Here is a 26,238-nt window from a genome sequence, read left to right on the forward strand (position 1 = left end):
CTCAGATTTTTTCCTGCTGCAAAACTTGGTACAACAGTTCTGCCCGGTACCAATCCTCTGGGGTATCAATGTCCTGAACCAGGTGATCCGGTAGCACCAGCATTCGTGATTGCTGACTAAAGATCGTTTTATTTTTGTCCAGCCAGGAGCTAGCTTTTCCCCAATAAAGCTGCCCAGCATCATGGTATGCTGGTGTTAAATCTTGCGAGCGCTTTCCTATATTGCTTGGGTCAAACGGCGCTATGCCACCATTTTCGGTTATCAGCAACGCGCGTTGGATCGGAAATGAGAAACGAGCACCGGTAAACACATAATCAGCATCCTGCTGCTGCAGTAATTCGAGTCCGGCGCGGATGACATTAGCAGCCAGTAACGGTGTTGTCGCGTACACGCATGCGCAATAATTCACTGTCCAGCCAAGGTCTTGTAGTTGCTGTATCGCATCGCGAATTACTGCGCTAGTGCCTGTGTAGTCATCGGCCAAGGTTGGGCTACGCATAAATGGCACCTCAGCACCGTATTGGCGAGCTACGGCGGCAATTTCATCATCATCAGTCGATACGACTACTTTATCAACCACACCGCTTTGCAATGCAGCTTTAATTGGGTATGCCAGCATCGGCTGGCCACAGAAATTTTTGATATTTTTGCGTGGAATGCGCTTACTGCCACCACGGGCGGGAATAATCGCCAGCCTCATGCCAGCAGCCTCGCCAGGGTGTCTGCAATAAATTTCTGTTGCTCATTTGTTAACTCAGGAAACATCGGTAGACTGATAATCCGCTCATAAAAATCTTCCGCTACCGGTAAATCGCCCCAGTCAAATCCAAGTTGCTGATAATAAGGTTGAGTATGAATTGGAATGTAATGCACGTTGACGCCAATACCCGCTTCCCGCATTCCGGCAAAAACGGCGTGGCGTGTCGTTTTATCATTTAGCCGGATGATAAATAAGTGCCAGGCGCTTTTGTTAATTTTGTCCAGTGGCGGCAATTGCAGTGGCAATTCGGCCAGCAAATGATGGTACTTTTCAGCCAGTAACTGACGTTTCTGAACAATCGATTGTAACCGATGGCTTTGACTTAATCCGAGCGCAGCTTGCATATCAGTCATGCGATAGTTAAAGCCTAATAATAATTGTTGATAGTACCAGGCACCATGGCTTGGCTCTGTCATCAAATCTGCATCACGGGTAATGCCATGGCTGCGTAACAGCCGCATTTTTTCGGCAAACTGAAGATTATTGGTCAATGCCATACCACCTTCAGCAGTCGTTATGATCTTTACCGGGTGAAAGCTAAATACGGTGATATCGCTATAGCGACAGGTGCCTACTGGTTCGTTTTGATAACTTGCCCCCACTGCATGAGACGCATCCTCGATGATGGAGAAACCAAATTGTTGCCCTAAATCATGAATTTGTTTCATATCGCAGCTGGAGCCCGCCAGATGTACCGGGATTACCACTTGCGGCAGGCAGTTATTGTCACGGGCGGCTTCCAGCTTTTGCCGGAGTTTAGCTACCGACATATTGCCGCTTTCTGGCTCTATATCAACAAAGTCAACATCAGCGCCACAATAGCGGGCACAATTGGCTGAGGCAACAAAACTAATCGGTGAAGTCCAAACCCGGCTACCCGGTCCAACACCTAAAGCGAGGCAAGCAAGATGTAAAGCCGAAGTGGCACTGTTAACGGCTACCGCGTACTTAGCCGTCGTCAGCTCACAAAGACGCTGCTCAAAAGCCGGTACCGCCGGTCCCTGGGTCAGAAAGTCACTTTGTAATACTTCGGTTACAGCATCGATATCTGCCTGAGTAATATTTTGACGGCCATACGGGATCACGAAAGTGCTTCCTCATTAAACTGTCGCATCTGCCCAACACTGAGAAAGTCAGGATTCGTATCAGAGACATACTCAAAGCCGGGTGCCACAAGCTTACCTTGTTCGTTTAACGCATTAGTTGAAAAGTCGTTACTGCGATTAAAGAATTTAATCGCGGGTGCGATGACAAAATGGTCGCTGAACTCATAAGTATGATAGGACATATCACCCGGACACATCATTTCATGCAGTTTTTCACCAGGCCTAATCCCAATCACTTTTTGAGGTAAATGTGGTGCCATTGCTGTAGCCAGATCGACGATGCGAATTGATGGGATTTTCGGGACAAAAATCTCACCACCGAGCATGCGTTCAAAGTTCTTCAATACAAAATCAACACCCTGTTGCAAACTAATCCAAAAGCGTGTCATCTCGGGATGTGTAATGGGAATGTGGTCGCTACCACTTTTAATCAATTGTTCAAAGAAGGGCACGACGGAGCCACGGGAACCTACCACATTACCGTAGCGCACCACAGAAAAACGTGGCCGGCTACCTCCAGTCATATTATTGGCAGCAATAAACAGTTTATCAGAGGCCAGCTTCGTGGCTCCGTATAGGTTCACAGGGTTGGCTGCCTTGTCAGTTGATAGGGCAATGACTTTCTCAACATTAGTCTCAATAGCTGCATTGATCACATTTTCTGCGCCATTGATATTAGTGCGGATACATTCAGTGGGATTGTATTCTGCGGCGGGGACTTGCTTGAGTGCTGCAGCATGAATCACATAATCGACACCATGCATAGCACGCACCAAACGATATTCATCACGCACATCCCCAATAAAGTAGCGCATGCAACTTTGATTAAATTTTTGCTGCATCTCGTACTGCTTTAATTCATCGCGCGAAAAAATGATGATTTTTTTTGGTTTATAGCGCGTTAATAGCGTTTGTGTGTATTTATGGCCAAAGGAGCCGGTGCCGCCTGTGATCAGGATCGTTTTCCCATCAAACATAATAATCATCCGCAGTCAAAACTAATTACATTAAGCAGTTAGTGTGCCAAATTAGCAGGTTTTATCTGAAAAGCCATACTAATCAATAGCTCTTCGCTTCAGTGTAGATACTTTCTGCTGTGGGGCAAGATTCATCCCGTTATAATCGGCTAATATTGCAAATATGACGCAAAGTTGAGCACCTGAGTAATCCCAGCTATGCTTAAGCTATGTGCAACCCTGATGTACCGAGGTGTCAAATGAAGGTTACCCCTTCCAACGGCAATATTTTGAGTAACGTGATGCAGCAGCAACAAAAATTGCTGCAACAGCAAGCTACTGCAAAGCGTATTAACAGTGCAGCCGATGACGCGGCTGGCCTGCCAATCAGTAACCGTTTAACCAGTACCATCAATGCCCAGCAACAAGGGCAGCGGAATCTGGCAGATGGTATCGCCTTTGCACGGGTTTACGATCAGGCGTTGCAGGGGGTTAATGATAATCTTCTGGAGTTAGATCGTTTAGCGATAGCTGCGGGTAATGGTATCTACAGTGCGCAAGATCGGCAGGCGTTGCAGGCAGAAGCCGAGGGTTATCTGGCCAATATTCAGCAAGGTTTAGCAACAGAATTTGCCGGTAACCGCTTATTTACTGATTCGACGCGCAGCTTTAATGCCGGCGATGGTGAATTGAGCTTGCAAACCCGTGATGCGCAGGCGCTGTTGTCGGCACAGAATATCTTTAATCTCGACCTCACCAACCCTCAGGGTTTAACGGCTGCACAAAGCAGTATCCGCGCTGCCAGTGAACAAATCAGTGCTTTTCAGGCCGAAACCGGCGCCGGGATTAATAGCTTGCAAAGCGCATTAAATGCCGCCTCCGGGCGTGAACTGGCAACTTCTGAGGCGCGAAGCCGCATCGCTGACTTAGATTATGCCCGTGCCAGTAGTGATCGGGCGGCAGCAAATATTCTGACGCAAAGCTCCATAAATGTGGCATTGCAGGCCAGAGTTTCATCGGAACAGGCGTTATCCCTGCTGAGTTAACTGGCGTGGTTTTTCGCTGGTTTTTTGACGTAAACCTTGTTTTAGCGTCAAAAAACCAGCATTCCACCTTGCATACCCACACTTAGCTTGTACAATAAAGTCAAATAACCAGAATAAATTGTGCTGCTATGTCCTCCACACCGCCGCTGTATATCTTTGATTTACAATTAAATCGTGCTGAGCGTTTAGCCACTGTGCTGAGTTTTATTGGCGAGGCACAGCAAGTATTGACCGCTGAAAATGTGCTGGACAAATTACAGCAGCAGCCCGAAGCGGTAGTGTTGTTGGGGGCTTGTGGAGAGCTGGCACCTGATAAACTGGTACGGCAGTTTCCGGCTTCGGCTTTTTTAGTTGTCGGCGAGAGCCTTAGTTTCTTGCTGGAGCATGCTAACGTCATTGGCGTGTTATCCGAACCTTTTGCTTACGCCAGTTTGACGCAATTACTGCGCGATGCGCAGCAGTATCATCGTTTGCTGCCCACGCATAAACAGGCAGATAGCCAGGCCAAGTTTGATGGCATGGTTGGACAAACGCCGGCGATGCAGAAGGTACGGTTTTTAATTCAGCAGGTGGCAAAAACCGAAGCCAATGTGCTGGTGTTGGGGCCATCAGGTACCGGTAAAGAAGTGGTGGCACGCAATATCCATTTGTTGTCAAACCGTGCCAGTGGCCCCTTTGTGCCGATTAACTGCGGTGCGATTCCGGCGGAACTATTAGAAAGTGAGCTGTTTGGCCACGAAAAAGGTGCCTTTACCGGCGCCATTTCAACCCGTAAAGGCCGTTTTGAGTTGGCGCAGGGCGGCACGCTGTTTCTGGATGAGATAGGCGATATGCCGCAGCCAATGCAGGTTAAGCTACTTCGGGTGCTGCAGGAGCGGATTTTTGAGCGGGTGGGGGGCGCACAAACCATCAAAGCGGATGTACGGATTATCGCCGCTACGCATCGCGATCTGGAAACGATGATTAGCGATGGCAGCTTCCGTGAAGACTTGTATTACCGGTTAAATGTATTTCCAATTGAAACCCCTGCTCTTAGTGAGCGTGCCGACGATTTACCATTGTTAATCAATGAACTGTTACAGCGGCAATATCAGGCGCATCAGGCCAGAGTAAAGTTTACTGAGCGGGCATTAGAAAGTCTGAAGTTACATCCATGGCCTGGTAATGTCCGTGAGTTGGCTAATTTGTTAGAACGGATGATAATTATGTATCCGGATCAAGTGGTTGACGTCGCAGAGTTACCGAAAAAATATCAACACCTGGAAGTAGACTCTTATCAGCCGGTGTACCCCGAAGAGCTGCAAGAACGGGATTTACTGAATTCCTTATTTCAGTCACCCGATGAAGAAGCTGAGTCTGCAGCGGAATCTGAGACAACCTTAGCGGAAATCCAGTTCGCCTTTGCTGCGGGTACGCAACCCCTTGGATTACAAGATTTGCCGGATAGTGGTTTGGATTTAAAAGAGTTTTTGGCTGAGCTGGAAGTACGTTTTATTTCGCAGGCACTGGAGCGACATGACTTTATTGTGGCCCGGGCTGCTGAGGTGCTAGGTTTGCGCCGCACTACCCTGGTTGAGAAAATGCGCAAATATAATCTGGGCAAGGATGAATAAGGGTTGTCAGTTTTTTGACTGGATAAGTTCTTATAAATCATAATTTTAATGCTGGCATAATCTCTGCATGATCAGGTCTAGTTATTCACCAGACCTGAGCTATGTAACCCAATGTCTGATACCTCACGTTTTGAGCAAATTCTGCGGGCTTTGCCTTCCGGCGTCATTATTCTTGACGCCAAAGGTCTGGTAGTGGAGGCCAATCCGGTGGCTTTGGCAATGTTGGGTGAACCAGTGCTGGGGCAGCGCTGGTTAACTGTGATCAACCGCTGTTTTCAGCCACGTAGCGACGATGGTTTGGAAGTGTCACTTAAAGACGGGCGTCGCCTGCACATTGCGATCAGTGCGTTAAACCCTGGCCAGCTGATCGTGCTGACTGACCTAACTGAAACCCGCGCCTTACAGCAACGCTTGAATCATCTGCAACGTCTGTCAACCCTCGGCAAAATGATGGCCACACTGGCGCATCAAATCCGTACCCCCTTAGCCTCAGCTATGCTCTACGCCGAGAATTTAGCCAGTCCGCAATTGGCAGTGCCGCGACGTGAGCAATTCCAGCAAAAACTGGTGTTACGTTTGCGTGAGTTAGAGCAGCAGGTCAATGATATGTTGCTTTTTGCGCGTTCCGGTACAGCTCAAGCGGTGCAAGCCGTAAATCTGCAGCACTTGTTGCAGACGTTTTCCGAGCGCAGCGAGGCGATGTTAGCCAGCGCCAGGGCTGAGCTCCAGTTATGCTGCGCTGATGCTGAGCTGCTACTGCTGGCTAATCCGCAAAGCTTGTGTGAAGCCTTATTAAATTTACTGCAAAACAGCATCCAGGCGACCGGCTCCGGTGGGCAGTTCCGTGTCGTGTTGCAACGCGAAACCGGGTCGCAGCTCACTTTGCTAATCAGTGACAACGGTCCAGGTATTGCGCCTGAGTTATTACCGCATATTTTCGAGCCTTTTTTCACCCGCAAAGCCGGAGGCAGTGGTCTGGGGCTGGCAGTGGTGCAGGCGGTGATCCAGAGTCATCAGGGGCAGATCCATTACTTATTGCCCGCCGATCGGCCCGCAGGGCAGCTAAGTGGTGCTTGTTTTGCGATTACGCTGCCATTAATGGCACCAAGTGCGAAGAGCAGAGTGGCTTTAACAGCCAAACAGCTGCAACAGGAGACCAGTCATGTCTGATTTAGTGGTATTAGTCGTCGAAGATGATGCCGGATTACGCGAAGCCCTGTGCGACACCTTGTTACTGGCTGGCTATGCGCCACTGGCGGCTGACTGCGCCGAACAGGCGCTGTTACTGTTAAAAAAGCAAAAAGTCCAGCTGGTGGTATCAGATGTGCAGATGGGATCAGTGTCAGGCTTGAATTTACTGCAAACCCTGAATGAGCATTATCCGCAACTGCCGGTGTTATTAATGACCGCCTACGCTAACGTGCAGGATGCGGTTGAAGCTATGCGTTTGGGCGCCATTGACTATCTGAGTAAGCCTTTCTCACCGGAAGTGCTGGTAACGATGGTCAGTCGCTATGTGAAAGCTGTCTCAACGTCGGCTAATCAGCCGGTAGTCGCCGATCCGAAAAGTCAGGCGCTGTTACAACTGGCAGAAAAAGTGGCGCGCAGCGAGGCCAGTGTGATGATTTTGGGCCCAAGCGGCTCGGGTAAGGAAGTGCTGGCACGTTATATTCACCAGCAGTCCAACCGCAGTGGCGAACCCTTTGTCGCGATTAACTGTGCGGCGATCCCGGAGAATATGCTGGAAGCAACCTTATTTGGTTACGAAAAAGGCGCCTTTACCGGAGCGGTGAATGCCTGCCCGGGTAAGTTTGAACAAGCTAATGGCGGCACCTTATTATTAGATGAGGTGACCGAGATGCCGCTAAACCTGCAAGCTAAGCTTCTGCGGGTGCTCCAGGAGCGTGAGGTAGAGCGCCTGGGCGGTCGTAAGCTGATCAAACTGGATATCCGAATTCTGGCTACCAGCAATCGCGAGCTGCGTCAGGCTGTTAATGACGGCGTACTGCGCGAGGATCTGTATTACCGGTTAAATGTGTTTCCACTATGCTGGCCAGCGTTAAGCGAGCGGCCGGGTGATATCCTGCCGTTGGCAGAGCATCTGCTGGCAAGGTATGCCAGACAGCAGGAACGCAGTATCCCGTCTTTGACCGCCGCAGCGAAACAGCGCTTAGCAGGCTATAACTGGCCGGGTAACGTTCGTGAGCTGGATAATGTGATGCAACGGGCGTTGATTTTACAAAGTGGCAGCCTGCTTGAGGCGAACGATATCCTGCTCGAATCCCATCCTTTTGTGCCGAGCGCTGCGAGTCAGCATCCCGAAACGCTGGCGGAAGAAAGCCACTTTAAAGCCGAAATCCACCAACAGGAACACAAGCTGATCCTGGCTACCATGCGTGCTTGTGATCATAAACGCAAAGAGGCCGCAGCCAGACTTGGGATCAGTGACCGTACTTTACGTTATAAACTGGCCAGAATGCGCGACCTAGGTATCGAGGTGGCGTAACCCTTGCTGAGGTGGCATAGCCCTTGCTTAAGTCCCTGTATCAGCTTAACAGCAAATTTTTGACAGGCACTCTTATGCAAATCAAAGGTCAGGCGTTATACGCACAGATGCAAAGCATGGCCAGCCAGGCCAGAGCCTTACCGGCAGACGCTAAACCCGCCATGGATATCGCGCCGGTTAATGGTAGCCAGTCTGATTTTACTACCTTATTTAAAAATGCCCTGGGCAACGTTAATGATCTGCAGCAACAGGCCAGTGCGATGCGCAATGCTGTTGAGCTGGGAGATCCCAGAGTATCACTGGCTCAAGCCATGATCGCATCACAAAAATCATCATTGGCCTTTGAAGCCACAGTGCAGGTACGCAATAAAGTCGTTGAAGCGTACAAAGAAATTATGTCAATGCCGGTTTAAGCTAGGCAGGCAGTAGGAGAAGCAAGGTGGCAGAGAATCAATCAACTGAGCTGGCATTGACCAATACAGACTTTAATACCGAGGCTCAGGGTCAGAGCAAAGGCGGCATTTTAAATTCATTTAATAGCGGCGGCGATTTGGTACGCCAGATCACGTTGGTTGTGGCCTTAACCATTTGTCTGGCCATCGCCATTCTGATCATCCTGTGGGCGCGGGCGCCGGAAATGCGGCCCTTGGGTACTTACGGTACCCAGGAGCTGATTCAAACTCTTGATCACCTTGATGCGCAGAAATTCAAATATAAACTTGAAGGTAATGTCATTCTGGTTCCGGAGAATACATTACAGGATGTGCGCTTAAGTTTGTCTCGTGCCGGCATGACCAATGAACCTTCACTTGGCACGGAGTTTTTACTGCAGGATAGCGGCTTTGGCGTCAGTCAGCGGTTGGAAATGGAGCGCCTGAAACATAGCCGCGAACAACAATTAGCGCGTACCATCGAAGAGTTACAAAGCGTTGCCCGCGCACGGGTTCTGTTAGCCATTCCAAAAGAAAATGTTTTCGCGAGGCAACAAGCGCAGCCGTCAGCGACGGTGTTAGTTACTGCCCGCGGCGGCCGGGTAATTCGTGATAGTGAAGTGGATGCTATTGTCGATCTGGTTGCCTCAGCAGTGCAAGGTCTGGCACCAAGCCGGGTAACGGTAACGGACCAAAATGGCCGGCTGTTAAACTCAGGTTCAATAGATGGTAGCGCGGCCCGTAACAGGCGTGAGCTGGAAATTCAACGTAGCCGTGAAGACGAATATCGTCAGAAAGTTGACTCTATTCTGATGCCAGTGCTGGGGGTAGGTAACTATACCGCGCAAGTGGATCTGGTGATGGACTTTACCGCCATCGAACAAACGCAGAAACGTTTTAATCCGGATTTACCGGCAGTACGCAGTGAAATGGTTATCGAAGAAAGTAGCGTTGGCGGCAGTAGCGGCGGCGTACCCGGTGCCTTATCGAATCAACCACCGATGCCATCGGCAATACCAGAGCAGGCAACCGGTAACGCTAGCCAGGCCGTCGTACCGGGGCGTAACCATCGCGAGTCCACCCGCAACTTTGAGCTTGATACCACTATCAGCCATACCAGTCAGCAAAGTGGTATTATCCGCCGGTTGAGCGTCTCAGTCGCGGTAGACTATCAAAATGTCACTGCCGATGATGGTACAGTAGTGCCGACCCCGCGCAATCAGGCTGAGCTGGAGAATATTCGCCGCCTGTTACAAGGTGGGGTTGGCTTTGATGTACAACGTGGTGATAGTATTGAAGTGATTTCAGTGCCTTTTGTGCGTGAGGAAGTGGCGGTAGATACCACAGTGCCATTTTATTTGCAGGATTGGTTCCTGCAAGTGGTGAAGGTGGTGATGGGCGCCTTGCTGGTTATCGTCATTATGCTGGCGATAGTCAAACCCATGCTGCAAAAACTGATGAATCCGGCCGATACCTCTGATACCTATGATGAAAATGCGTTAAGTCAGGGCCTGGATTTAGGTGATGATTTTGATATGACAGCCTCAACGTTCGACGACAAAGCCGTAGGTTTTGCGCCAGACGGTACCCTGATGCTGCCAGATCTGCATGGTGATGAAGATTTATTACGAGCGGTACGGGCGCTGGTAGCGAACGAACCTGAACTGTCCTCTCTGGTCGTTAAAAACTGGTTAGCTGAAGATGAGTGAGAATAAAGCGATAAAAGAATTCGACATCAGCAAACTGGATGGTGTCGAAAAAGCTGCCATCCTGCTGCTAAGTTTATCAGAAGAGGATGCCGCACAAATCTTGAAGCATCTGGAACCGAAACAGGTGCAAAAGGTCGGTTTAGCGATGGCGCAAACCACGGATCTGAATCAGGCTAAAATTGCTGCGGTGCACCGGCGCTTTATTGAGCAGATCCAGAATTTCAGCACCATCGGCTTCCAGAGTGAAGAATTTATTAAGCGTGCCCTGACCGCGGCACTGGGTGAAGAAAAAGCCGCTAATCTGATTGACCAAATCGTTCTGGGTGGCGGTGCCCGCGGTCTGGACTCATTAAAGTGGATGGACTCAAAACAGGTTGCCAATATTATTCGCAACGAGCACCCGCAAATCCAAACTATCGTTTTATCTTATTTAGAGCCAGAGCAATCGGCGGAAATTTTATCGCAATTCCCGGAAAAGGTGCGGCTGGATTTGACGATGCGGATTGCCAATCTGGAGGAAGTACAACCGGCGGCGCTGCAAGAGCTAAATGAAATTATGGAGAAACAGTTTGCTGGTCAGGCTGGTACTCAGACCGCGAAGATGGGGGGCTTAAAAGCGGCTGCCGATATCCTGAACTACCTGGATACCAACCTGGAAGGTCAGCTGATGGATGCTATTCGTGAGCAGGACGAAGAGATGGCACAACAAATTCAGGATTTGATGTTTGTGTTTGAAAACCTGATTGATGTCGATGATCGCGGTATCCAAACTATCTTGCGTGAAGTACAACAGGATGTGCTGATGAAGGCACTGAAAGGCACAGACGAGAACCTGAAAGAAAAAATCTTCAAAAATATGTCAAAACGTGCGGCTGAATTATTGCAGGATGATCTGGAGGCGATGGGGCCGGTGCGGGTTAGTGAGGTGGAAACAGCGCAGAAAGAAATTCTGTCCGTGGCGCGTCGCTTATCAGATGCCGGTGAAATTATGCTGGGCGGTGGTGGCGGTGAGGAATTCCTCTAAGGGTTAAACAAACAGCATGACAACCGATGCCTTTCGTTTCAAAAAGCCTTTTTCACCTGATGCCGAGGCGGAAAAACTACTACAGGCTTGGCAAACGCTGGATTTAACTGAGGAAACCGAGTTAAAGCCAGGCCAGACTAATGCGCTGAATATGCGGCGGCCTGCGGCGACAAAGCTAGTCGCGCCAGAGGAGGAAAACCCGGAGTATAAACCCTTAACCGCCGAGGATATGGAGCAGATCCGCCAGGCCGCCTATGACGAGGGTTTTGCTGAAGGCAAAGAGGAAGGCTTTGGTAAAGGTTATGCCGAGGGGCGTCAGCAGGGGTTGGCGGATGGCACGGCACAGGGTTTGGCTGAGGGCAAAAAACTTGGCCTGAGTCAGGCGCAGCAAGAAATTGATGACAAGCTCACCCAACTTACCGCGCTGCTGTCGCAATTACAACAGCCGTTATCTGGTTTAGATCAACAAGTCGCTGGCGGGATCACTGAACTGGCTTTGGCGATGGCAAAAGCGGTGATTGGTGTTGAAGTGACCACCAACCCTCAGGTGATCCTGCAAGCGGTGCAGGACGCCACATCAGCTTTGCCACTACAAACCGAACAAATGCGGATTAAACTGCATCCGGATGATCTGGCGATTCTGCAGCAATATTACAGTGCGGAGGAGCTGCAACAGCGACACTGGCAATTGCGGGCAGAGCCCACAGTGGAGCGTGGTGGTTGTCTGGTTGAATCCGAAAAATCCAGTGTCGACAGAAGTTTGACGCAGCGCGTAAATACCAGTCTGGAACACTTCCTGCATCAGGCCTCTACATCAGACTAATGTCGCCGGTTCCGCACCGGCAAACTCATTGAGTACTTATGGCCGATAGCGCAAGTCTGCTGCAACATTTGCAGCAACAACATCAATATATTCATCGCAGTCGCCCGGCAGTTTCCGGCCGTTTGGTGCGGGTTGTCGGCTTGACACTGGAAGCCACCGGCTGCAGTGCGGCTATTGGCCAGGCCTGTCTGGTAGAAAGTGCCCGCGGGGAAATTCTGGCCGAAGTCGTCGGGTTTGCCCAGGAGCGGGTGTTTCTGATGCCGCAGGAAGAGATCGAGGGCGTAGTCCCGGGCGCTAAAGTCACCCCGATGCTGCAATATAAAGGTATACCACTGAGCATGGCGCTACTGGGCCGGGTGATTGACGGCGTTGGCCGGCCGCTTGACGGCAAAGGCCCTATTCCCGCCAGTCAATACGCCAGCGGTAAAGGCAAAGCTATTAACCCACTGCATCGCCGGCCGATCAAGCAACCGCTGGATGTTGGGGTGCGATCGATCAATGCGATCCTGACGGTGGGTAAGGGCCAGCGTATGGGCTTATTTGCCGGCTCCGGCGTCGGTAAGAGCGTACTGTTAGGTATGATGACCCGCGGTACCGCTGCCGATGTTATCGTCGTCGGCCTGGTCGGTGAGCGTGGCCGCGAAGTGAAAGAATTTATCGACGAAATCCTCGGTGAAGACGGTAAGGCTCGCTCTGTCGTGGTCGCCGCGCCGGCCGATGTGTCGCCCTTGATGCGCTTAAAAGGCTGCGAAACGGCAGTGCAGGTAGCCGAGTACTTTCGTGATCAGGGTTTGGATGTATTGCTGCTTATCGATTCTATTACCCGTTATGCGCAGGCGCAGCGTGAGATAGCGCTCGCGGTAGGAGAGCCACCGGCAACCAAAGGTTATCCGCCCTCGGTATTCGCTAAACTGCCGGCACTGGTTGAGCGTGCCGGCAACGGCTCGGGTAATCAGGGCTCGATTACCGCGTTTTATACCGTGTTATCGGAAGGAGACGATTTACAGGATCCAATCGCCGATGCGTCCCGCGCTATTCTGGATGGGCACATTGTACTGTCCCGTAACCTGGCCGATGCCGGTCATTTTCCGGCGATTGATATTGAAAAATCCATCAGCCGGGTGATGCCAGCTGTTACCAGTGAAGAGCATCAGCTGTTAGCCCGCAGCATCAAGCAGCTTTATGCCAGTTACCAACAAAGTAAAGACCTGATTGCTATTGGTGCTTATGTTCGCGGTAGCGATCCACAACTGGACCAGGCCATCAACATGTTGCCGCGGATCAACCAATTTTTGCAGCAGGGCATGAAAGAAGTGGTGCCCTATGACGATTGTTTAACGGCCTTGAGTCAGTTAGCGCCAACGCAGCGGGGTAGAGCATGAGCAGTAATAAACTCGCGATGTTAATCCGGGTACAAAAAGAGCGTGAAGAAAAACTGCAGGCGCAGTTTGTCAAAGCACAGCAACAGTTTCAGTTGGCGGAACAGAAATATCAGGGATTGGCGAATTATCGTACCGAGTATATTCAACAAAGTATGCAACAAGGCGCCATTGGCTTGGGTAGCCGGCAGTACAACCAGTACGTCGCCTTTATCAGCAAACTCGATGAGGCACTCAGTCAGCAAGGACGGGTAGTACAGCAAAGCCGCAATGTCGCCGAGCAGCGGCGCCAAAGCTGGTTAAAGATGCAAACCAAACGTAAAGCGCTGGAAAAATTAGTCGAACAGGCACAGCAACGCGAACAGTTGCTACAGCAACGGCAACAACAGAAACTGGCCGACGAATATGCGGCACAGCGTTTTTATCAACAGCAGCTGGCTGAACAGTACTAATCACAAAAAGTGGCCTGTTTTTTGTATGTAATGGTTATAAACCATTTTGCTACCCGTAGTAACCGCTGACAGAAGGCATCACAAACATGACACAGGGTTTACAGTTTTCAGTGTTATTTAGCAGCGCCGACAATATGTTAAGTATTGACGCGTCGGCAGCTAACCTTAGTCAGACGAGTCCGGAGCTGCAACAACAGGCCGAGCGCTTTCGGCAAGTATTGGCAAGCGAACAAGCCGATGGAACTGTCCGGCAAGATGTTGCCGCTGTAACACAAGACGTGGAACACGGGGTAAATCATCAAGCCAAGCCGGCGGTGCCCGGCAAAGACACTCAACTTAGCAAGGCAGCTAATGAATCTGCTGATACTAATAAGCAACCATCAGCATCTGACGAGTCTTCAAACGTTACTGACGCAGCTGGCGAGCTGCTTGGCTTAATCCAACGTGCTAACCTCACTGCCAGTCAGTTACAGAAAAAAGCGGACACTGCCGCTGAGCAGCACCATATAGTGCCGCAGCCGCAGCTTGATAAGGCTGAGCCGGTTGAAGATGAACTTTCGGTTATTCGCGACACTGCTTTACCTGTTGCATCTGACAAAGATTTGACAGCTCATGCCGGCAGTAAAGAGGATGACACTAAGTTAAAAGCTGTGACACCGGTTTTGTCTGAAGACCCCGTCACTCCTGAGTCTAATCCTGAAGTCACAGCTGATAATAAAACTTCCCTTAGGGTCGTAAATAGCGAGCTCGCGGCGACAGGCAGTGCGCAAGCACAAACACAGCCGGTTACACTGGCCGATACTCAGTTACCTGACGATGGTTTAACGCCAGTGCCGGGAACGGAGCAGAGTGAAGTTATTTCTGCTACTGCGCCTAAAGCTCAGCAAAGAGAAGCGGAACAAAAACGGGCTGATCGATCTGCATCAGAGGCTAAACTGTCAGCACAGGTTGCACAAAGCCAGGGTAATGATGCCAAATCTACGCCAACGGCAATAGCACAGAGTGTAATTAAGGCCGCTCATGCTGCCAGTGCTACCGACAAACTACCGCGAGCTGAAGGAGACTTAGCCGAACAGACTGCGCTGGATAGTGCGGTAACACCAAGCTCTGAGTTCGAAATAACCAGATCAGCGACAACGGGCACGGCTCAGTGGTCGGAGAGGATCAGAGTAAGTCCGGATGCAGAAGCATCTGAACAATCAGCACTAAGGCCGGCTAATACAAGTGAGCAGCAGCCAGCAGCCGCGCAATCAACTTATCCAGTCCAATCAGTCAGCAGCAAAGAAAAAGAAGCAAGCGCTGTATCTGGAGTCGCTGAACTGAGCCAAAGTAAAGCGTTAAACCAAGCTTCAACAGCGCCGGATGCGCTAGTTCAGCCAGTCATGACACCAACGACATCTGCCTTGTCTGGCCGGGAAGGGGCAGAACGCGACATTGCCGGTAATACCATACGAGAGGACGTAAGGTCTGTAATAGACGCGACAGCTGCAACTCAGGTAGCAGTGCAGGCAGAGGCAGTGGCTCGTACTGCACTAAGTCCTGCTGATTCTGCCAGCACTCAGGAGTCAAAAGCCAGCCGGCAGACTAGTCAACAACCAGCTAACATGGCCAGTAGCAATGATGTATTAAAGAGCGATACCAATGCTAAATCTACCGGCGATGAGCGGGGAGCGGAACAGGGAACCGAGCAACGCTTATTTCAACCTAGTCGTATAGATGTGACGCTGACATCCGGCTCCGCAGGCCAAGGCAGCACTCAGAGCGAGAGCTTTCAGCAGCAACTGGCCCGGCTTGACGCCTCAGTTGCCAGCGTTGTAGCCGCTCAGCGTGCAAGTGAGAAAACACCAGTGTCTGAGCTAAGCGCCCGACTTAAACAGCTTAATTTGCAGCAGCAAGATGCAGCGGGGCAGTTACGCGAACGCGTGCAGTTAATGGTGCGGCAGAATATACAGGTCGCAGAGATCCGTCTGGATCCGGCGGAGTTAGGGCAGATGCAAATCCGCATTAACTTACAGCAGGAACAGGCTTCAGTGCAGTTTATTGTGCAGCAGCAACATGCAAAAGAATTATTAGAACAACAAATGCCACGCTTGCGCGAGCTGTTGCAGCAACAGGGGATTCAGCTCGGAGAGGGGCAGGTGCAGCAACATAGCCGGCAGCAGCAAGGCAATGGTGATGGTAGCCAGCGCCCGGGACAAACAGCAAATCATTCAGCAGACAGTTTTAATGATGATTTGCCTGCTGCCAACACGGTTGAGGTACAACATCGGGAAAGGCTGGTGGATTATTATGCATAATCCGCTATTGTCGTTTCATCAACCGGACTTTTCGTTTACAAAGCGAAACCGCGGTGAGCATAATAACCAACTGCGAATTCTCAGCCTGGATGGGAGCCTATAGTAATGGCCGATAATGAGTTAGAGTTGGTAGATAAGGCAGCAAAACGTAAAAAGCTGATACTAATCGGTGCTGCTGTATTGCTGTTAGTGATTGCGGCTGGTGGGTATTTTCTACTATCAGGGGATAGCAGCGCGCCTGAGGGGGGGGTTGAGGAAGGCCCAGTGCCAACAGGTAGTCCGGAAAGTACCGCCATCAGCGGCACAGCTTTATACGTACAGATGCCCAGGCCCTTTGTGTTTAATGTGGCTGGCAGTAACCGGGATCGGCTAGTACAGATCCGGGTACAGATAATGGTACGGGGGGATGCGAATCAGGCCCTGGCGCTTAGACATATTCCGCTGATTGAAGGCACCTTGCTGGCGACCTTCAGTGCGGCAAATGCCGATGAGTTGATTACAACTACCGGTAAAGAAGAGCTGAAAAACCGTGCTTTGATTGATTTACAAAATGCCATGCTGGACGTGGTAGGTACTGTGGTGGTAGCAGAAATTCTGTTTACCGGTTTTGTCATGCAATAAGAGTGAGCAACCGTGTCGGATTTATTATCGCAAGATGAAATAGATGCGCTATTGCATGGCGTTGATGAAGTTGTCGAAGAAGAAGTCGACGCCAGTGAGCCCGGTGACGGCTCCCGCACTATGCAGTTCGATTTCTCATCTCAGGATCGCATTGTCCGTGGCCGGATGCCGACCCTGGAGATGGTTAACGAGCGTTTTGCCCGCCATATGCGGATTAGCCTGTTTAATATGATGCGTCGTACTGCAGAGGTCTCAATAAACGGCGTGCAAATGATTAAATTCGGCGAGTATGTGCACACTTTGTTTGTACCAACCAGCTTGAATATGGTGCGCTTTCGGCCGTTAAAGGGCACAGGCCTGATTACCATGGAAGCGCGGTTAGTCTTTATTCTGGTAGATAACTTCTTCGGCGGCGATGGCCGCTACCATGCCAAGATCGAGGGCCGCGAATTTACTCCGACCGAGCGGCGCATTATTCAGATGCTGCTGAAGTTAATCTTTGAAGATTATAAAGAGGCCTGGGCGCCGGTAATGGACGTGTCATTCGAGTACCTTGACTCTGAAGTTAACCCGGCGATGGCGAATATCGTCAGTCCGACCGAAGTCGTGGTGATCAGCTCCTTTCATATTGAACTGGACGGCGGTGGTGGCGATTTCCATGTCGCGCTACCTTATTCGATGCTGGAGCCCATACGTGAACTGTTGGATGCGGGGGTACAAAGCGACAAGGAAGATACAGACCTACGTTGGTCGAAAGCCTTGCGTGATGAAATTATGGATGTGAAAGTCGATCTCACCACCCGTATGCTGGATGTAGATTTAACGCTGCGCGATATTATGGAGCTAAAAGCTGGTGATATTATCCCGGTTGATATTCCGGGGCATGTCACGGTTATGGTTGAGGATCTGCCCACCTTCCGGGCTAAGGTCGGACGGTCGCGCGATAACGTTGCGCTGAAAATTATTGAAAAAATTAAACGCCCTGAATCTGTTAAGTCAGAACTACAGGTGTTCACCAAAGGTGGCCGGCGTCTGGATAATGATGCCGATATCTCAGAATTAGAAGCTGATCTGAATTTCAGCGACAGAGACAGAAGGTAAACAAAATGGCAAATGATCAGGACACCATGGACGAATGGGCAGCCGCCATGGCGGAGGCCGAGGGCGGAGCTAAAGCCGTCGAACTGGAAGAGTTGCAGGATGAAAAAGGTGCCGCAGTTGATAAACGCAAGCTGGATACCATTTTGGATATTCCGGTTACCATCTCAATGGAAGTCGGTCGGGCCAAAATCAGCATCCGCAACTTGCTACAACTGAATCAGGGCTCAGTTGTGGAGCTGGACCGGATCGCCGGTGAACCGCTGGATGTGCTGGTAAACGGCACGCTAATCGCGCACGGCGAAGTTGTTGTGGTGAACGACAAATTCGGTATCCGGCTGACTGACGTGATTAGTCAGATCGAACGGATTAAGAAGCTGCGCTGATGCTAAAACTGGTCGCAAAACTTGCGTTATCACTGCTACTGCTGCTGTCACCCATTGGTGTTACCGCATCGAATCAGGTGTCAGCAGAGCCAAGCCAACAAGTAGCAACAGCAGCGGCACAGAGTCAGGCAGAGGAGCCAGTTGCCGAACCTTTGCCCACTGAAAATAGCCGTCCCAACCGGTTAGTCAGCCGTGACGCTGTATTAAACCCTGGCAGCGATAATAGCAGTGGTTCAATGGCGCTTGGCAAAATCGCCATTTCTCTGGCACTGGTGATTTTGTTGGTGTTGGGTCTGGGCTGGTTATTCAAAAAATTGACATTGCGCCTGCCGGGCAGCCGGCATATGAAAGTAATTTGCACCCTGCCACTTGGGCAGCGTGAACGTATCTTAATTATTGAAATACAAGGAAAACAGCGGGTGATAGGTGTGACGCCTCACAGCATCAATTTGCTGTTTGAATTAGAAAATCCTCTTCCGGAAGAAAAGTTGGCATCAGATTTTCATACACAGTTGCAGTCATTCCTGAGAAAATAGACGTTTACATGCTGCGATTGCTGTTTATTCTGTTGCTGGCGCTACTAAGCCCACAACTGCTGGCCGATAATGGCACCTTATCGGCCGTTACTGTTACCACCAATGCCGATGGCTCTCAGTCCTATAGTGTAACGCTGCAAGTACTGGCCATTATGACCGCGCTGAGTTTTATTCCGGCGATGGTGATTATGATGACCAGCTTCACCCGCATCATCGTAGTACTGGCAATTTTGCGTCAGGCTATCGGTTTACAGCAAACTCCCTCAAACCAGGTGCTGATCGGCATTACGTTGTTTCTAACCTTTTTTATTATGGCGCCGGTGTTCAAAACTATTAATGAACAGGCGATCCAGCCTTATCTGGAAGAGACGCTGGATCCTGTGCAGGCGCTGGACGCGGCTATTGTGCCGTTAAAGGCTTTTATGCTGCATCAAACCCGGGTGCGCGATCTGGATACCTTTGCTCAGATTGCCGGGCTGGAGGTCGCTGAAAATACGCAGGATTATCCGATGACGGTGGTGATCCCGGCCTTTGTCACCAGTGAGCTGAAAACCGCGTTCCAAATTGGCTTTATGTTGTTTATCCCGTTTCTGATTATCGATTTGGTCGTGGCCAGTGTGCTGATGGCGATGGGTATGATGATGCTGTCACCGATGATTATTTCGCTGCCGTTTAAACTGATGATGTTCGTATTGGTAGACGGCTGGATCCTGGTGATGGGGACTCTGGCGACCAGTTATGGAGTAGGGACATGAGCCCGGAAACCTTTGTCGATGTGCTGCGCGACTCCTTATTTATTGTGATTTTGCTGGTTAGTGCCATTATTTTGCCTTCGCTGTTTGTGGGCTTAATTGTTGCGGTGTTTCAGGCGGCAACCTCAATTAACGAACAAACCTTAAGCTTCTTACCACGCTTAATTGTTACCTTGCTGGCACTGATTTTCGGTGGTCATTGGTTGGTGCGGGTCATCATGGACTACACCATCGATCTGTACCAAAGTATTCCACAGGTTGTTGGGTAGGCCAGCGTCAATGGAAATTCTGATGGCGACCCTGATGCAAACCATAGCGGACTTTTTGCTGCCGCTATGTCGGGTGTCCGGTATGCTGCTGATTATGGCAGGTCTGGGCGTGCGTAATATCCCCACCCGGATAAAAACCGGTCTGGTGGTGTTGATCACGGTGGTGATGATGCCGATGCTGCCGAAAACCGTCTATCCGGAACTGATTTCCTTTGCCATGGTGTTAGAAGTCATGTTGCAGCTGACGATTGGTTTTGCGCTGGGTTTTATCTCATTAATGTTTATCAATACCTTCGTGCTGGCTGGTCAGTTACTGGCAACGCAAACCGGTTTGGCTTTTGCATCGATGGTCGATCCTGCCAGCGGCATGACAGTGCCGGCAATAGGTCAGTTTTATCTGATCCTGGCGAGTTTATTATTCTTTGTTTTTAACGGTCATCTGATTATGATTCAGATGCTGGTGTTTAGTTTTGAAACGCTGCCAATTAACGGTGAGTGGTGGGATGTGACCAGCTACTGGACCATTATTGAGTTTGGTGGCTGGATGTTTGCTACGGCTCTGGCTATTGCTTTAGCACCCATAGTCGCCATGCTGGTGGTCAATCTGTCGTTTGGCATTATGACCCGTGCTGCACCACAGCTGAATATTTTCTCGATCGGTTTTCCGATTACTATGTTATCCGGCTTACTGATCCTTTGGCTGACGCTGGATACCTTCTTATTTCATTATGAAAAGCAATGGGAGCATGTCATCGACTATAGCTGCCGGCTGATTGGTTGCTAGGAGGCTGACGTGGCAGAAGATTCCGGCGCCGAAAAAACCGAACAGCCCACCCCCAAGAAGCTGCAAGACGCAGCGAAAAAGGGCCAGATTGCCCGCTCAAAAGACCTTGGCACGGCTTTTGTGTTAATCGGCAGCGCGGCGGCGTTGCTGGTATTTGGCAAGATGCTGGCAATGGCGATGCTGAATATTGGCCAGCGTATGATGCGGCTGGATCAAAAAGATATTTTTGAAACCAATAGTATGTTTACCGCCTGGGGCGATGCCGGCAGAGAGTTAGCGGCACCGTTATCAGGAATTTTTATATTAATTCTGATCGCCGCCTTTGTTGGTAATACCTTACTGGGTGGCTTTAATTTTAGTTGGGAAGCCGCTGGTCCGAAGGCCAGTAAAATGAGCCCAATCCAGGGTTTTAAGCGGATGTTTGGCTTGCAGGCGCTGGTGGAGCTGGTAAAAAGCATCTTAAAAGTTTTGGTGGTGGTGGGGATCGCTTATTTACTGTTAAAAGTGTTCTTTATGGATATTATGGCGCTGTCGCTGATGAGCGAGCCAAATAATATCGAATCAGCGCTATATTTTCTGGCTTGGTTGTTTTTGGGCCTGTGCGCCAGTATTTCGGTGATTGCGGTGGTCGATGCGCCCTATCAGGTTTGGAATCATACCAAACAACTGAAGATGTCATTGCAGGAAATTAAAGACGAACACAAAAATTCCGAGGGTAGCCCGGAAATCAAAGCCCGCATCCGCCGTACCCAAATGCAGATGTCGATGAAACGCATGATGCAACAGGTCCCGACCGCAGATGTCATAGTGACTAACCCGACACACTATGCAGTAGCGCTAAAATACGATCAGGGCAAATTCCGGGCACCGGCAGTGGTCGCCAAGGGGGTCGATGAAGTCGCAATGCATATCCGGAAAATCGCCTCTGAGCATAAAATCCCGATTATTGAGTCGCCGGCACTGGCACGCTCCATTTATTACACGACAAAACTGGATCATCCAATCCCGGAGCAGCTGTTTGCTGCGGTAGCCCAGGTGCTGGCTTATGTATTCCAGCTCAATTTGTATCGTAAGGGTAAAGGCAGCCGGCCGAAAGCGCTGGCAAAAGAGTTACCTATTCCTGAGGATGTGCGGCACTAAGGTGATTCGTTAGCGCTGCTAATTTCGCCACTTGCGCGACTAGATATCCACAATGGAACACTTCTTGCTGAAACCTGCTGTTGTGTCAACACTTTGTCAGGTCACGCATGCAGTTAGCCCAGTATTTTAGTAAATTCGATAAAGCTCATCTTCGGCATCTCAAGGGAGTGGGCACGCCCATTCTGATCCTGGCTGCGTTAGCGATGGTGGTATTACCGCTACCGCCGCTGATGTTGGATGTGTTGTTCTCTTTTAATATTGCGTTGGCACTGGTGGTGCTACTGGTGACTATCTACACCAAAAGACCGCTGGATTTTGGTATTTTCCCCAGCGTGCTGCTGGTGGCAACCATTCTGCGTTTAGCGCTGAACGTTGCCAGCACCCGGGTGGTGTTACTTGAAGGTCATAACGGTGGTGACGCTGCGGGTGCCGTCATTGAAGCCTTCGGCTCGGTGGTAATTGGCGGTAACTATGCCGTTGGTATCGTTGTATTCCTGATCTTAATTATCATCAACTTTGTGGTGGTGACCAAGGGTGCTGGTCGCATCGCTGAAGTGTCGGCCCGTTTTACGCTGGATGCGATGCCAGGTAAACAAATGGCGATTGATGCTGATCTTAACTCTGGTTTGATTACGCAGGAAGAAGCCCGTACCCGCCGCGAAGAAGTCACCAGTGAAGCCGATTTTTATGGCTCGATGGACGGTGCCAGTAAATTTGTCAAAGGTGATGCCATAGCTGGCATTGTAATCCTGGTGATCAATCTGGTTGGTGGCTTGTTTATCGGCATGATGCAACATAGCCTCAGTTTTGGCGAGGCGATGGAAATTTATACCTTACTGACGATTGGTGATGGCCTGGTAGCACAAATTCCCGGTTTATTACTGTCTATCGGTACAGCGATTATCGTCACCCGGCAGAATAAAGAGGGTGATCTCGGCAAGCAGATGCAAAGTCAGCTTGGTGATAACACTGATGTGTTATTTATCGCCGCCGGTGTGATGACCCTGATGGGAATTGTACCCGGTATGCCACATTTCGCCTTTCTATCATTAGCGGCTCTGTTGGGTGGCGTTGCCTGGTATACCAAAAAACTGGCAACGGCTAAGGTCGCACAACTACAGCCCCGACCTGCTAACGTAAGTGGTCAGCAAATGGCGGATAGTCAGCCGGTTAAAGAAATTGGTTGGGATGATGTTCAGGGCGTAGATGTTATCGGTTTGGAAGTGGGTTACCGTTTAATCCCCTTGGTCGATAAAGCGCAGGGCGGCGAGCTATTAAACCGGATTAAAGGTGTACGTAAAAAGCTATCGCAGGAATTAGGTTTCCTGGTGCCGCCGGTACATATTCGCGATAACCTGGATCTGGAACCCAACAGCTATCGGGTGGCGTTAATGGGAGTGACGAACGGTGAGGGAGAACTGCGCCATGATAACGAGCTGGCGATTAACCCGGGGCAGGTGTTTGGTACCGTCAAAGGCATCGCCACTAAAGATCCTGCCTTTGGTTTAGATGCGGTCTGGATCAGTAAAGATCAGCGTGAGCATGCCCAAACTCTGGGCTATACCGTGGTTGATGCTGCCACCGTTGTTGCTACTCATCTTAGTCAAATTCTGACCAATAATGCCGCCAGCCTGCTCGGCCACGAAGAAGTACAGAATCTGCTGGATATGCTTGGTAAGCATTCGCCAAAACTGGTCGAAGGCCTGGTACCGGAAACCTTGCCGCTGACCGCAGTAGTAAAAGTACTGCAAAATCTGCTACATGAAGGCGTACCAATCCGCGATATGCGGACTATTGTGCAAACGCTGGTGGAATATGGTGCTAAGAGTCAGGATATTGACGTCCTGACCGCAGCCTGCCGCATTGCGCTGCGCCGGCTGATAGTGCAGGAAGTGGTTGGTAGCAAACAGGAAATTCCAGTGATTACCTTTGCGCCGGAACTCGAGCAAATGCTGCATCAATCCATGCAGGCAGCCGGTAACGACGGCGCCGGCATTGAACCGGGATTAGCCGATCGCATCCAACAATCGTTGCAGGAAGCACATCAAAATCAGGAATTGACCGGTGAAAGTGCGGTAATGCTGACGTCAGGAATTTTACGCTCAGTGATGGCACGATTCGTGAAATACACTATTCCAGGATTACGGGTGCTGTCGTATCAGGAGATTCCGGATGACAAGCAAATCCGCATTGTTAGCGTTATCGGTCAGTCGAACTAGGAGTAACTCATGAAAATCAAACGCTTTGTTGCCAAAGATATGCGCAGCGCCCTGGCTGAAGTCAAAGAGTTTCTCGGACCGGATGCGATTATCCTGTCAAATAAAAAGGTCGCTGAAGGGGTAGAAATTGTTGCCGCTATTGATGCCGAACCTGCCGCCAGCAGCAAGCCAGCCGCAAACGCGCGGGTGGAAGATATTACGCCGCTGACCAAGCGCGCCGAACCAAAAGTCAATATCCGGATTGATGATCAGGCAGAAGCAGAGCCGGCCGATTCGTTACGGGCCTTGTTAGCCCGGCAGATGCTAAAGCAACAGAGTCGTGAACTGGCATCGGCTAATGCTAAGCCAGCCGCTGCTACAGACCCATCTGCTGGCCAGGCACCAGCCGCTGCCGTGAACCGGGCGCCGCAGTTTGAACGTCAAAATTCTGCCGCTCAGACGATGAATTCGCCGCAATGGCAGGAGTTAAGCAAATTACAACAACAGCAAGCCGAGCTGATGCAACAACAGTTTGCGCAAATGCAGGCGGAAATGTTTTCAATGCGCCAATTGTTACAGCATCAGGTTTCTGGATTAATGTGGCAGGATCTGGCACGACGCGAGCCGGTAAGGGCATTAGTGATCGAAAATCTGCAACAACTGGGTTTGTCGGAGCAGGTGGCTGATCAACTTGCTTGCTTTATGCCGGAAGATTTAAATGTTAAAGATGCCTGGCAAACCGCATTGGAATTACTTGCCGGGCAGTTAACCACAACTAACGATGACATTTTACGCCGGGGCGGTGTGGTCGCGCTGGTTGGGCCGACGGGCGTTGGCAAAACGACCACAGTAGCAAAACTGGCCGCGGGCTTTGCCAAACGGCATGGCGCCGATCAAGTTGCGTTGATCACCACCGACTGTTTTCGTATCGGTGCTTTTGAACAGCTGGCGACCTTTGGCCGGATTATTGGTTGTCCGGTTAAGCAAGCAAAAGACAGTGAGGAACTCTCTGTCTTGTTGAATCAACTACAACAACGTAAACTGATTTTGATTGACACCGCCGGCATGAGCCAACGGGATCTGCGTCTGGCCGAGCAACTGGCATCACTGGTGCATAACTCCCGTGTCAAAATCCGTAGTTATCTGGTATTGTCTGCGACAGCACAGGCAAAAGTGATGCAGGAAAGTATGCAACAATTCAAGCGCATAGCGTTGTCAGGTTGTATATTTACCAAGCTTGATGAATGCTTAAGTCTGGGTGAAGCCATTAACGTGGCGTTGCAACAGGCGTTGCCTATTAGTTATCTGACCGACGGGCAGCGGGTACCCGAAGACTTAAAAGTAGCAGACGCAGCAGAGCTGGTGGCACAGGCCGAACAATTACGATTACAACATTGTGCACCATCACATCAGTGGTACCAGAACGAGATGTCTCAAGTAGATGCAGTGTATGCCTAATAATTTAGCAGCAGATGATCAGGCCAGTGGTCTCAGACGCATGAATAAACAAAAAAGCAAAGTCATATCGATTACCGGTGGCAAAGGTGGGGTAGGTAAAACCAACATCACCCTGAACCTTGCTATGGCCCTGGCACAACTCGGTAAGAAAGTGTTAGTACTGGACGCGGATTTAGGACTAGCGAATTGTGATGTGATGCTTGGTCTTAGAGTTGAAAAAAACTTGTCTCATGTGCTGGCAGGTACTGCCACCCTAGACGATATTTTGGTCACCGGGCCTTTTGGCATTCAAATTATCCCAGCGACGTCCGGCAATCAGGATATGACCGAATTATCGCCGGTCGAGCATGCCAGCCTGATCCGGGCGTTTAGTGAGTTGCAGACCCCGGTTGACGTGTTACTGGTGGATACCGCGGCTGGTATCTCGGATATGGTACTGAGTTTCTCGCGGGCGTCACAGGATGTGCTGGTGGTAGTCTGTGATGAACCCTCTTCGATTACCGATGCTTATGCTCTGATGAAAATTCTCAGCCGTGATCATGGGGTAGAAAAATTTAAAATTGTTGCCAATATGGTGCGAAGCATCAAAGAAGGGCAGGAATTATTTGCTAAACTGACTCGTGTTACCGACAGATTTCTTGATGTCAGTCTGGAGTTGGTTGCAACAGTACCGCAGGACGAAAACGTACGGCGGGCGGCGCGCAAACAAAAAGCCTTTATTGACGCCTATCCGACCACAGCTGCCAGTATGGCCGTAAAAGCCTTAGCATTAAAAGCCGTGAAATGGCCCTTGCCTGATACGGCATCCGGTCACTTGGAATTCTTTCTGGAACAACTGGTGCAGCCGCAATCTGAGTAGGGGGTTCTGTGAACAGTAAGTTAGCCGCTTATGGT

At 50.2% G+C, this 26,238-nt stretch carries 25 protein-coding genes; 22 read left to right on the plus strand and 3 right to left on the minus strand.

What is annotated here, in order from left to right:
* Position 1 precedes the first annotated feature (1 nt).
* Genes pseF through pseB form a run of 3 tightly spaced genes read right to left on the minus strand, consistent with a single transcriptional unit; the run spans position 2 to position 2,843 of the window.
* A complete protein-coding gene (gene pseF, locus AGRI_RS00355) occupies positions 2 to 700 on the minus strand; it encodes a pseudaminic acid cytidylyltransferase (protein ID WP_008983053.1) in 699 nt (232 codons plus the stop codon).
* Positions 697 to 1,845, minus strand: a complete 1,149-nt coding sequence (gene pseC, locus AGRI_RS00360) for a UDP-4-amino-4,6-dideoxy-N-acetyl-beta-L-altrosamine transaminase (RefSeq protein ID WP_008983054.1) — start codon at positions 1,843 to 1,845, stop codon at positions 697 to 699. Before pseC ends, pseF begins: the two co-directional genes overlap by 4 nt.
* A complete protein-coding gene (gene pseB, locus AGRI_RS00365; RefSeq protein ID WP_008983055.1) occupies positions 1,842 to 2,843 on the minus strand; it encodes a UDP-N-acetylglucosamine 4,6-dehydratase (inverting) in 1,002 nt (333 codons plus the stop codon). Before pseB ends, pseC begins: the two co-directional genes overlap by 4 nt.
* Before the next feature lie 239 nt (positions 2,844 to 3,082).
* Here pseB and AGRI_RS00370 point away from each other — a divergent pair, with 239 nt between their 5' ends.
* The 22 genes from AGRI_RS00370 to AGRI_RS00475 all read left to right on the plus strand — a co-directional run bounded on the left by AGRI_RS00370 (position 3,083) and on the right by AGRI_RS00475 (position 26,203).
* Entirely contained in the window at positions 3,083 to 3,868 is a 786-nt protein-coding gene (locus AGRI_RS00370; RefSeq protein ID WP_008983056.1) for a flagellin, read from the plus strand.
* 128 nt (positions 3,869 to 3,996) lie between these two features.
* Positions 3,997 to 5,481, plus strand: a complete 1,485-nt coding sequence (locus tag AGRI_RS00375) for a sigma-54 dependent transcriptional regulator (protein WP_008983057.1) — start codon at positions 3,997 to 3,999, stop codon at positions 5,479 to 5,481.
* Between the two features lie 111 nt (positions 5,482 to 5,592).
* Positions 5,593 to 6,651 carry a sensor histidine kinase gene (locus AGRI_RS00380; protein WP_008983058.1) on the plus strand — a complete coding sequence of 353 codons (1,059 nt, stop codon included), beginning with the start codon at positions 5,593 to 5,595 and terminating at the stop codon, positions 6,649 to 6,651.
* Positions 6,644 to 7,987: a sigma-54-dependent transcriptional regulator gene (locus AGRI_RS00385; RefSeq protein WP_008983059.1), complete on the plus strand. Its 1,344-nt coding sequence runs from the start codon at positions 6,644 to 6,646 to the stop codon at positions 7,985 to 7,987. The genes AGRI_RS00380 and AGRI_RS00385 overlap by 8 nt, the downstream gene beginning before the upstream one ends.
* Before the next feature lie 74 nt (positions 7,988 to 8,061).
* Positions 8,062 to 8,400 carry a flagellar hook-basal body complex protein FliE gene (fliE, locus tag AGRI_RS00390; RefSeq protein ID WP_008983060.1) on the plus strand — a complete coding sequence of 113 codons (339 nt, stop codon included), beginning with the start codon at positions 8,062 to 8,064 and terminating at the stop codon, positions 8,398 to 8,400.
* 26 nt (positions 8,401 to 8,426) lie between these two features.
* Positions 8,427 to 10,127: a flagellar basal-body MS-ring/collar protein FliF gene (gene fliF / locus AGRI_RS00395; protein ID WP_008983061.1), complete on the plus strand. Its 1,701-nt coding sequence runs from the start codon at positions 8,427 to 8,429 to the stop codon at positions 10,125 to 10,127.
* A complete protein-coding gene (gene fliG / locus AGRI_RS00400) occupies positions 10,120 to 11,151 on the plus strand; it encodes a flagellar motor switch protein FliG (protein ID WP_008983062.1) in 1,032 nt (343 codons plus the stop codon). Before fliF ends, fliG begins: the two co-directional genes overlap by 8 nt.
* Before the next feature lie 16 nt (positions 11,152 to 11,167).
* Positions 11,168 to 11,974 (plus strand): flagellar assembly protein FliH, encoded by an 807-nt coding sequence (fliH, locus tag AGRI_RS00405; protein ID WP_008983063.1) that lies wholly within the window; start codon positions 11,168 to 11,170, stop codon positions 11,972 to 11,974.
* Between the two features lie 38 nt (positions 11,975 to 12,012).
* The gene (gene fliI / locus AGRI_RS00410) at positions 12,013 to 13,356 is read left to right on the plus strand and encodes a flagellar protein export ATPase FliI (protein ID WP_008983064.1); all 1,344 of its coding nucleotides are present in this window, start codon (positions 12,013 to 12,015) and stop codon (positions 13,354 to 13,356) included.
* Positions 13,353 to 13,805 (plus strand): flagellar export protein FliJ, encoded by a 453-nt coding sequence (gene fliJ / locus AGRI_RS00415; protein ID WP_008983065.1) that lies wholly within the window; start codon positions 13,353 to 13,355, stop codon positions 13,803 to 13,805. Before fliI ends, fliJ begins: the two co-directional genes overlap by 4 nt.
* A gap of 86 nt (positions 13,806 to 13,891) precedes the next feature.
* Positions 13,892 to 16,102, plus strand: coding sequence for a flagellar hook-length control protein FliK (locus AGRI_RS00420; RefSeq protein WP_008983066.1), 2,211 nt, complete (start codon positions 13,892 to 13,894; stop codon positions 16,100 to 16,102).
* 105 nt (positions 16,103 to 16,207) lie between these two features.
* Positions 16,208 to 16,723 carry a flagellar basal body-associated protein FliL gene (gene fliL / locus AGRI_RS00425; RefSeq protein WP_008983067.1) on the plus strand — a complete coding sequence of 172 codons (516 nt, stop codon included), beginning with the start codon at positions 16,208 to 16,210 and terminating at the stop codon, positions 16,721 to 16,723.
* Between the two features lie 12 nt (positions 16,724 to 16,735).
* Positions 16,736 to 17,824, plus strand: coding sequence for a flagellar motor switch protein FliM (fliM, locus tag AGRI_RS00430; RefSeq protein ID WP_008983068.1), 1,089 nt, complete (start codon positions 16,736 to 16,738; stop codon positions 17,822 to 17,824).
* 5 nt (positions 17,825 to 17,829) lie between these two features.
* Positions 17,830 to 18,207, plus strand: coding sequence for a flagellar motor switch protein FliN (gene fliN / locus AGRI_RS00435; RefSeq protein ID WP_008983069.1), 378 nt, complete (start codon positions 17,830 to 17,832; stop codon positions 18,205 to 18,207).
* Positions 18,207 to 18,743, plus strand: coding sequence for a flagellar biosynthetic protein FliO (gene fliO, locus AGRI_RS00440; protein ID WP_008983070.1), 537 nt, complete (start codon positions 18,207 to 18,209; stop codon positions 18,741 to 18,743). The genes fliN and fliO overlap by 1 nt, the downstream gene beginning before the upstream one ends.
* A gap of 8 nt (positions 18,744 to 18,751) precedes the next feature.
* Positions 18,752 to 19,498 (plus strand): flagellar type III secretion system pore protein FliP, encoded by a 747-nt coding sequence (gene fliP, locus AGRI_RS00445; RefSeq protein ID WP_008983071.1) that lies wholly within the window; start codon positions 18,752 to 18,754, stop codon positions 19,496 to 19,498.
* A complete protein-coding gene (gene fliQ, locus AGRI_RS00450) occupies positions 19,495 to 19,764 on the plus strand; it encodes a flagellar biosynthesis protein FliQ (protein ID WP_008983072.1) in 270 nt (89 codons plus the stop codon). The genes fliP and fliQ overlap by 4 nt, the downstream gene beginning before the upstream one ends.
* Before the next feature lie 10 nt (positions 19,765 to 19,774).
* Positions 19,775 to 20,548 (plus strand): flagellar biosynthetic protein FliR, encoded by a 774-nt coding sequence (gene fliR, locus AGRI_RS00455; RefSeq protein WP_193353420.1) that lies wholly within the window; start codon positions 19,775 to 19,777, stop codon positions 20,546 to 20,548.
* 9 nt (positions 20,549 to 20,557) lie between these two features.
* Positions 20,558 to 21,688 carry a flagellar biosynthesis protein FlhB gene (flhB, locus tag AGRI_RS00460; RefSeq protein WP_008983074.1) on the plus strand — a complete coding sequence of 377 codons (1,131 nt, stop codon included), beginning with the start codon at positions 20,558 to 20,560 and terminating at the stop codon, positions 21,686 to 21,688.
* A 107-nt stretch (positions 21,689 to 21,795) separates the two neighbouring features.
* Positions 21,796 to 23,907: a flagellar biosynthesis protein FlhA gene (gene flhA / locus AGRI_RS00465; protein WP_008983075.1), complete on the plus strand. Its 2,112-nt coding sequence runs from the start codon at positions 21,796 to 21,798 to the stop codon at positions 23,905 to 23,907.
* 9 nt (positions 23,908 to 23,916) lie between these two features.
* Positions 23,917 to 25,344: a flagellar biosynthesis GTPase FlhF gene (flhF, locus tag AGRI_RS00470; RefSeq protein WP_008983076.1), complete on the plus strand. Its 1,428-nt coding sequence runs from the start codon at positions 23,917 to 23,919 to the stop codon at positions 25,342 to 25,344.
* On the plus strand, positions 25,337 to 26,203 hold the full coding sequence (locus tag AGRI_RS00475) for a MinD/ParA family protein (RefSeq protein WP_008983077.1): 867 nt from the start codon (positions 25,337 to 25,339) through the stop codon (positions 26,201 to 26,203). Before flhF ends, AGRI_RS00475 begins: the two co-directional genes overlap by 8 nt.
* The last annotated feature ends 35 nt before the right edge of the window (positions 26,204 to 26,238 follow it).

The organism is Alishewanella agri BL06, from assembly GCF_000272005.1.
Lineage (GTDB): Bacteria > Pseudomonadota > Gammaproteobacteria > Enterobacterales > Alteromonadaceae > Alishewanella > Alishewanella agri.

Bases quoted from the DNA above. Each gene is read 5' to 3' on its own strand.
- pseB (WP_008983055.1), bottom strand. From the start codon at position 2,843: ATGTTTGATGGGAAAACGATCCTGATCACAGGCGGCACCGGCTCCTTT.
- flhA (WP_008983075.1), top strand. From the start codon at position 21,796: ATGCAGTTAGCCCAGTATTTTAGTAAATTCGATAAAGCTCATCTTCGG.
- AGRI_RS00380 (WP_008983058.1), top strand. From the start codon at position 5,593: ATGTCTGATACCTCACGTTTTGAGCAAATTCTGCGGGCTTTGCCTTCC.
- flhF (WP_008983076.1), top strand. From the start codon at position 23,917: ATGAAAATCAAACGCTTTGTTGCCAAAGATATGCGCAGCGCCCTGGCT.
- AGRI_RS00420 (WP_008983066.1), top strand. From the start codon at position 13,892: ATGACACAGGGTTTACAGTTTTCAGTGTTATTTAGCAGCGCCGACAAT.
- fliE (WP_008983060.1), top strand. From the start codon at position 8,062: ATGCAAATCAAAGGTCAGGCGTTATACGCACAGATGCAAAGCATGGCC.
- fliH (WP_008983063.1), top strand. From the start codon at position 11,168: ATGACAACCGATGCCTTTCGTTTCAAAAAGCCTTTTTCACCTGATGCC.
- fliQ (WP_008983072.1), top strand. From the start codon at position 19,495: ATGAGCCCGGAAACCTTTGTCGATGTGCTGCGCGACTCCTTATTTATT.
- fliI (WP_008983064.1), top strand. From the start codon at position 12,013: ATGGCCGATAGCGCAAGTCTGCTGCAACATTTGCAGCAACAACATCAA.
- fliP (WP_008983071.1), top strand. From the start codon at position 18,752: ATGCTGCGATTGCTGTTTATTCTGTTGCTGGCGCTACTAAGCCCACAA.
- fliN (WP_008983069.1), top strand. From the start codon at position 17,830: ATGGCAAATGATCAGGACACCATGGACGAATGGGCAGCCGCCATGGCG.
- fliG (WP_008983062.1), top strand. From the start codon at position 10,120: ATGAGTGAGAATAAAGCGATAAAAGAATTCGACATCAGCAAACTGGAT.
- AGRI_RS00370 (WP_008983056.1), top strand. From the start codon at position 3,083: ATGAAGGTTACCCCTTCCAACGGCAATATTTTGAGTAACGTGATGCAG.
- AGRI_RS00375 (WP_008983057.1), top strand. From the start codon at position 3,997: ATGTCCTCCACACCGCCGCTGTATATCTTTGATTTACAATTAAATCGT.
- fliL (WP_008983067.1), top strand. From the start codon at position 16,208: ATGGCCGATAATGAGTTAGAGTTGGTAGATAAGGCAGCAAAACGTAAA.
- AGRI_RS00475 (WP_008983077.1), top strand. From the start codon at position 25,337: ATGCCTAATAATTTAGCAGCAGATGATCAGGCCAGTGGTCTCAGACGC.
- AGRI_RS00385 (WP_008983059.1), top strand. From the start codon at position 6,644: ATGTCTGATTTAGTGGTATTAGTCGTCGAAGATGATGCCGGATTACGC.
- fliJ (WP_008983065.1), top strand. From the start codon at position 13,353: ATGAGCAGTAATAAACTCGCGATGTTAATCCGGGTACAAAAAGAGCGT.
- fliR (WP_193353420.1), top strand. From the start codon at position 19,775: ATGGAAATTCTGATGGCGACCCTGATGCAAACCATAGCGGACTTTTTG.
- pseF (WP_008983053.1), bottom strand. From the start codon at position 700: ATGAGGCTGGCGATTATTCCCGCCCGTGGTGGCAGTAAGCGCATTCCA.
- fliO (WP_008983070.1), top strand. From the start codon at position 18,207: ATGCTAAAACTGGTCGCAAAACTTGCGTTATCACTGCTACTGCTGCTG.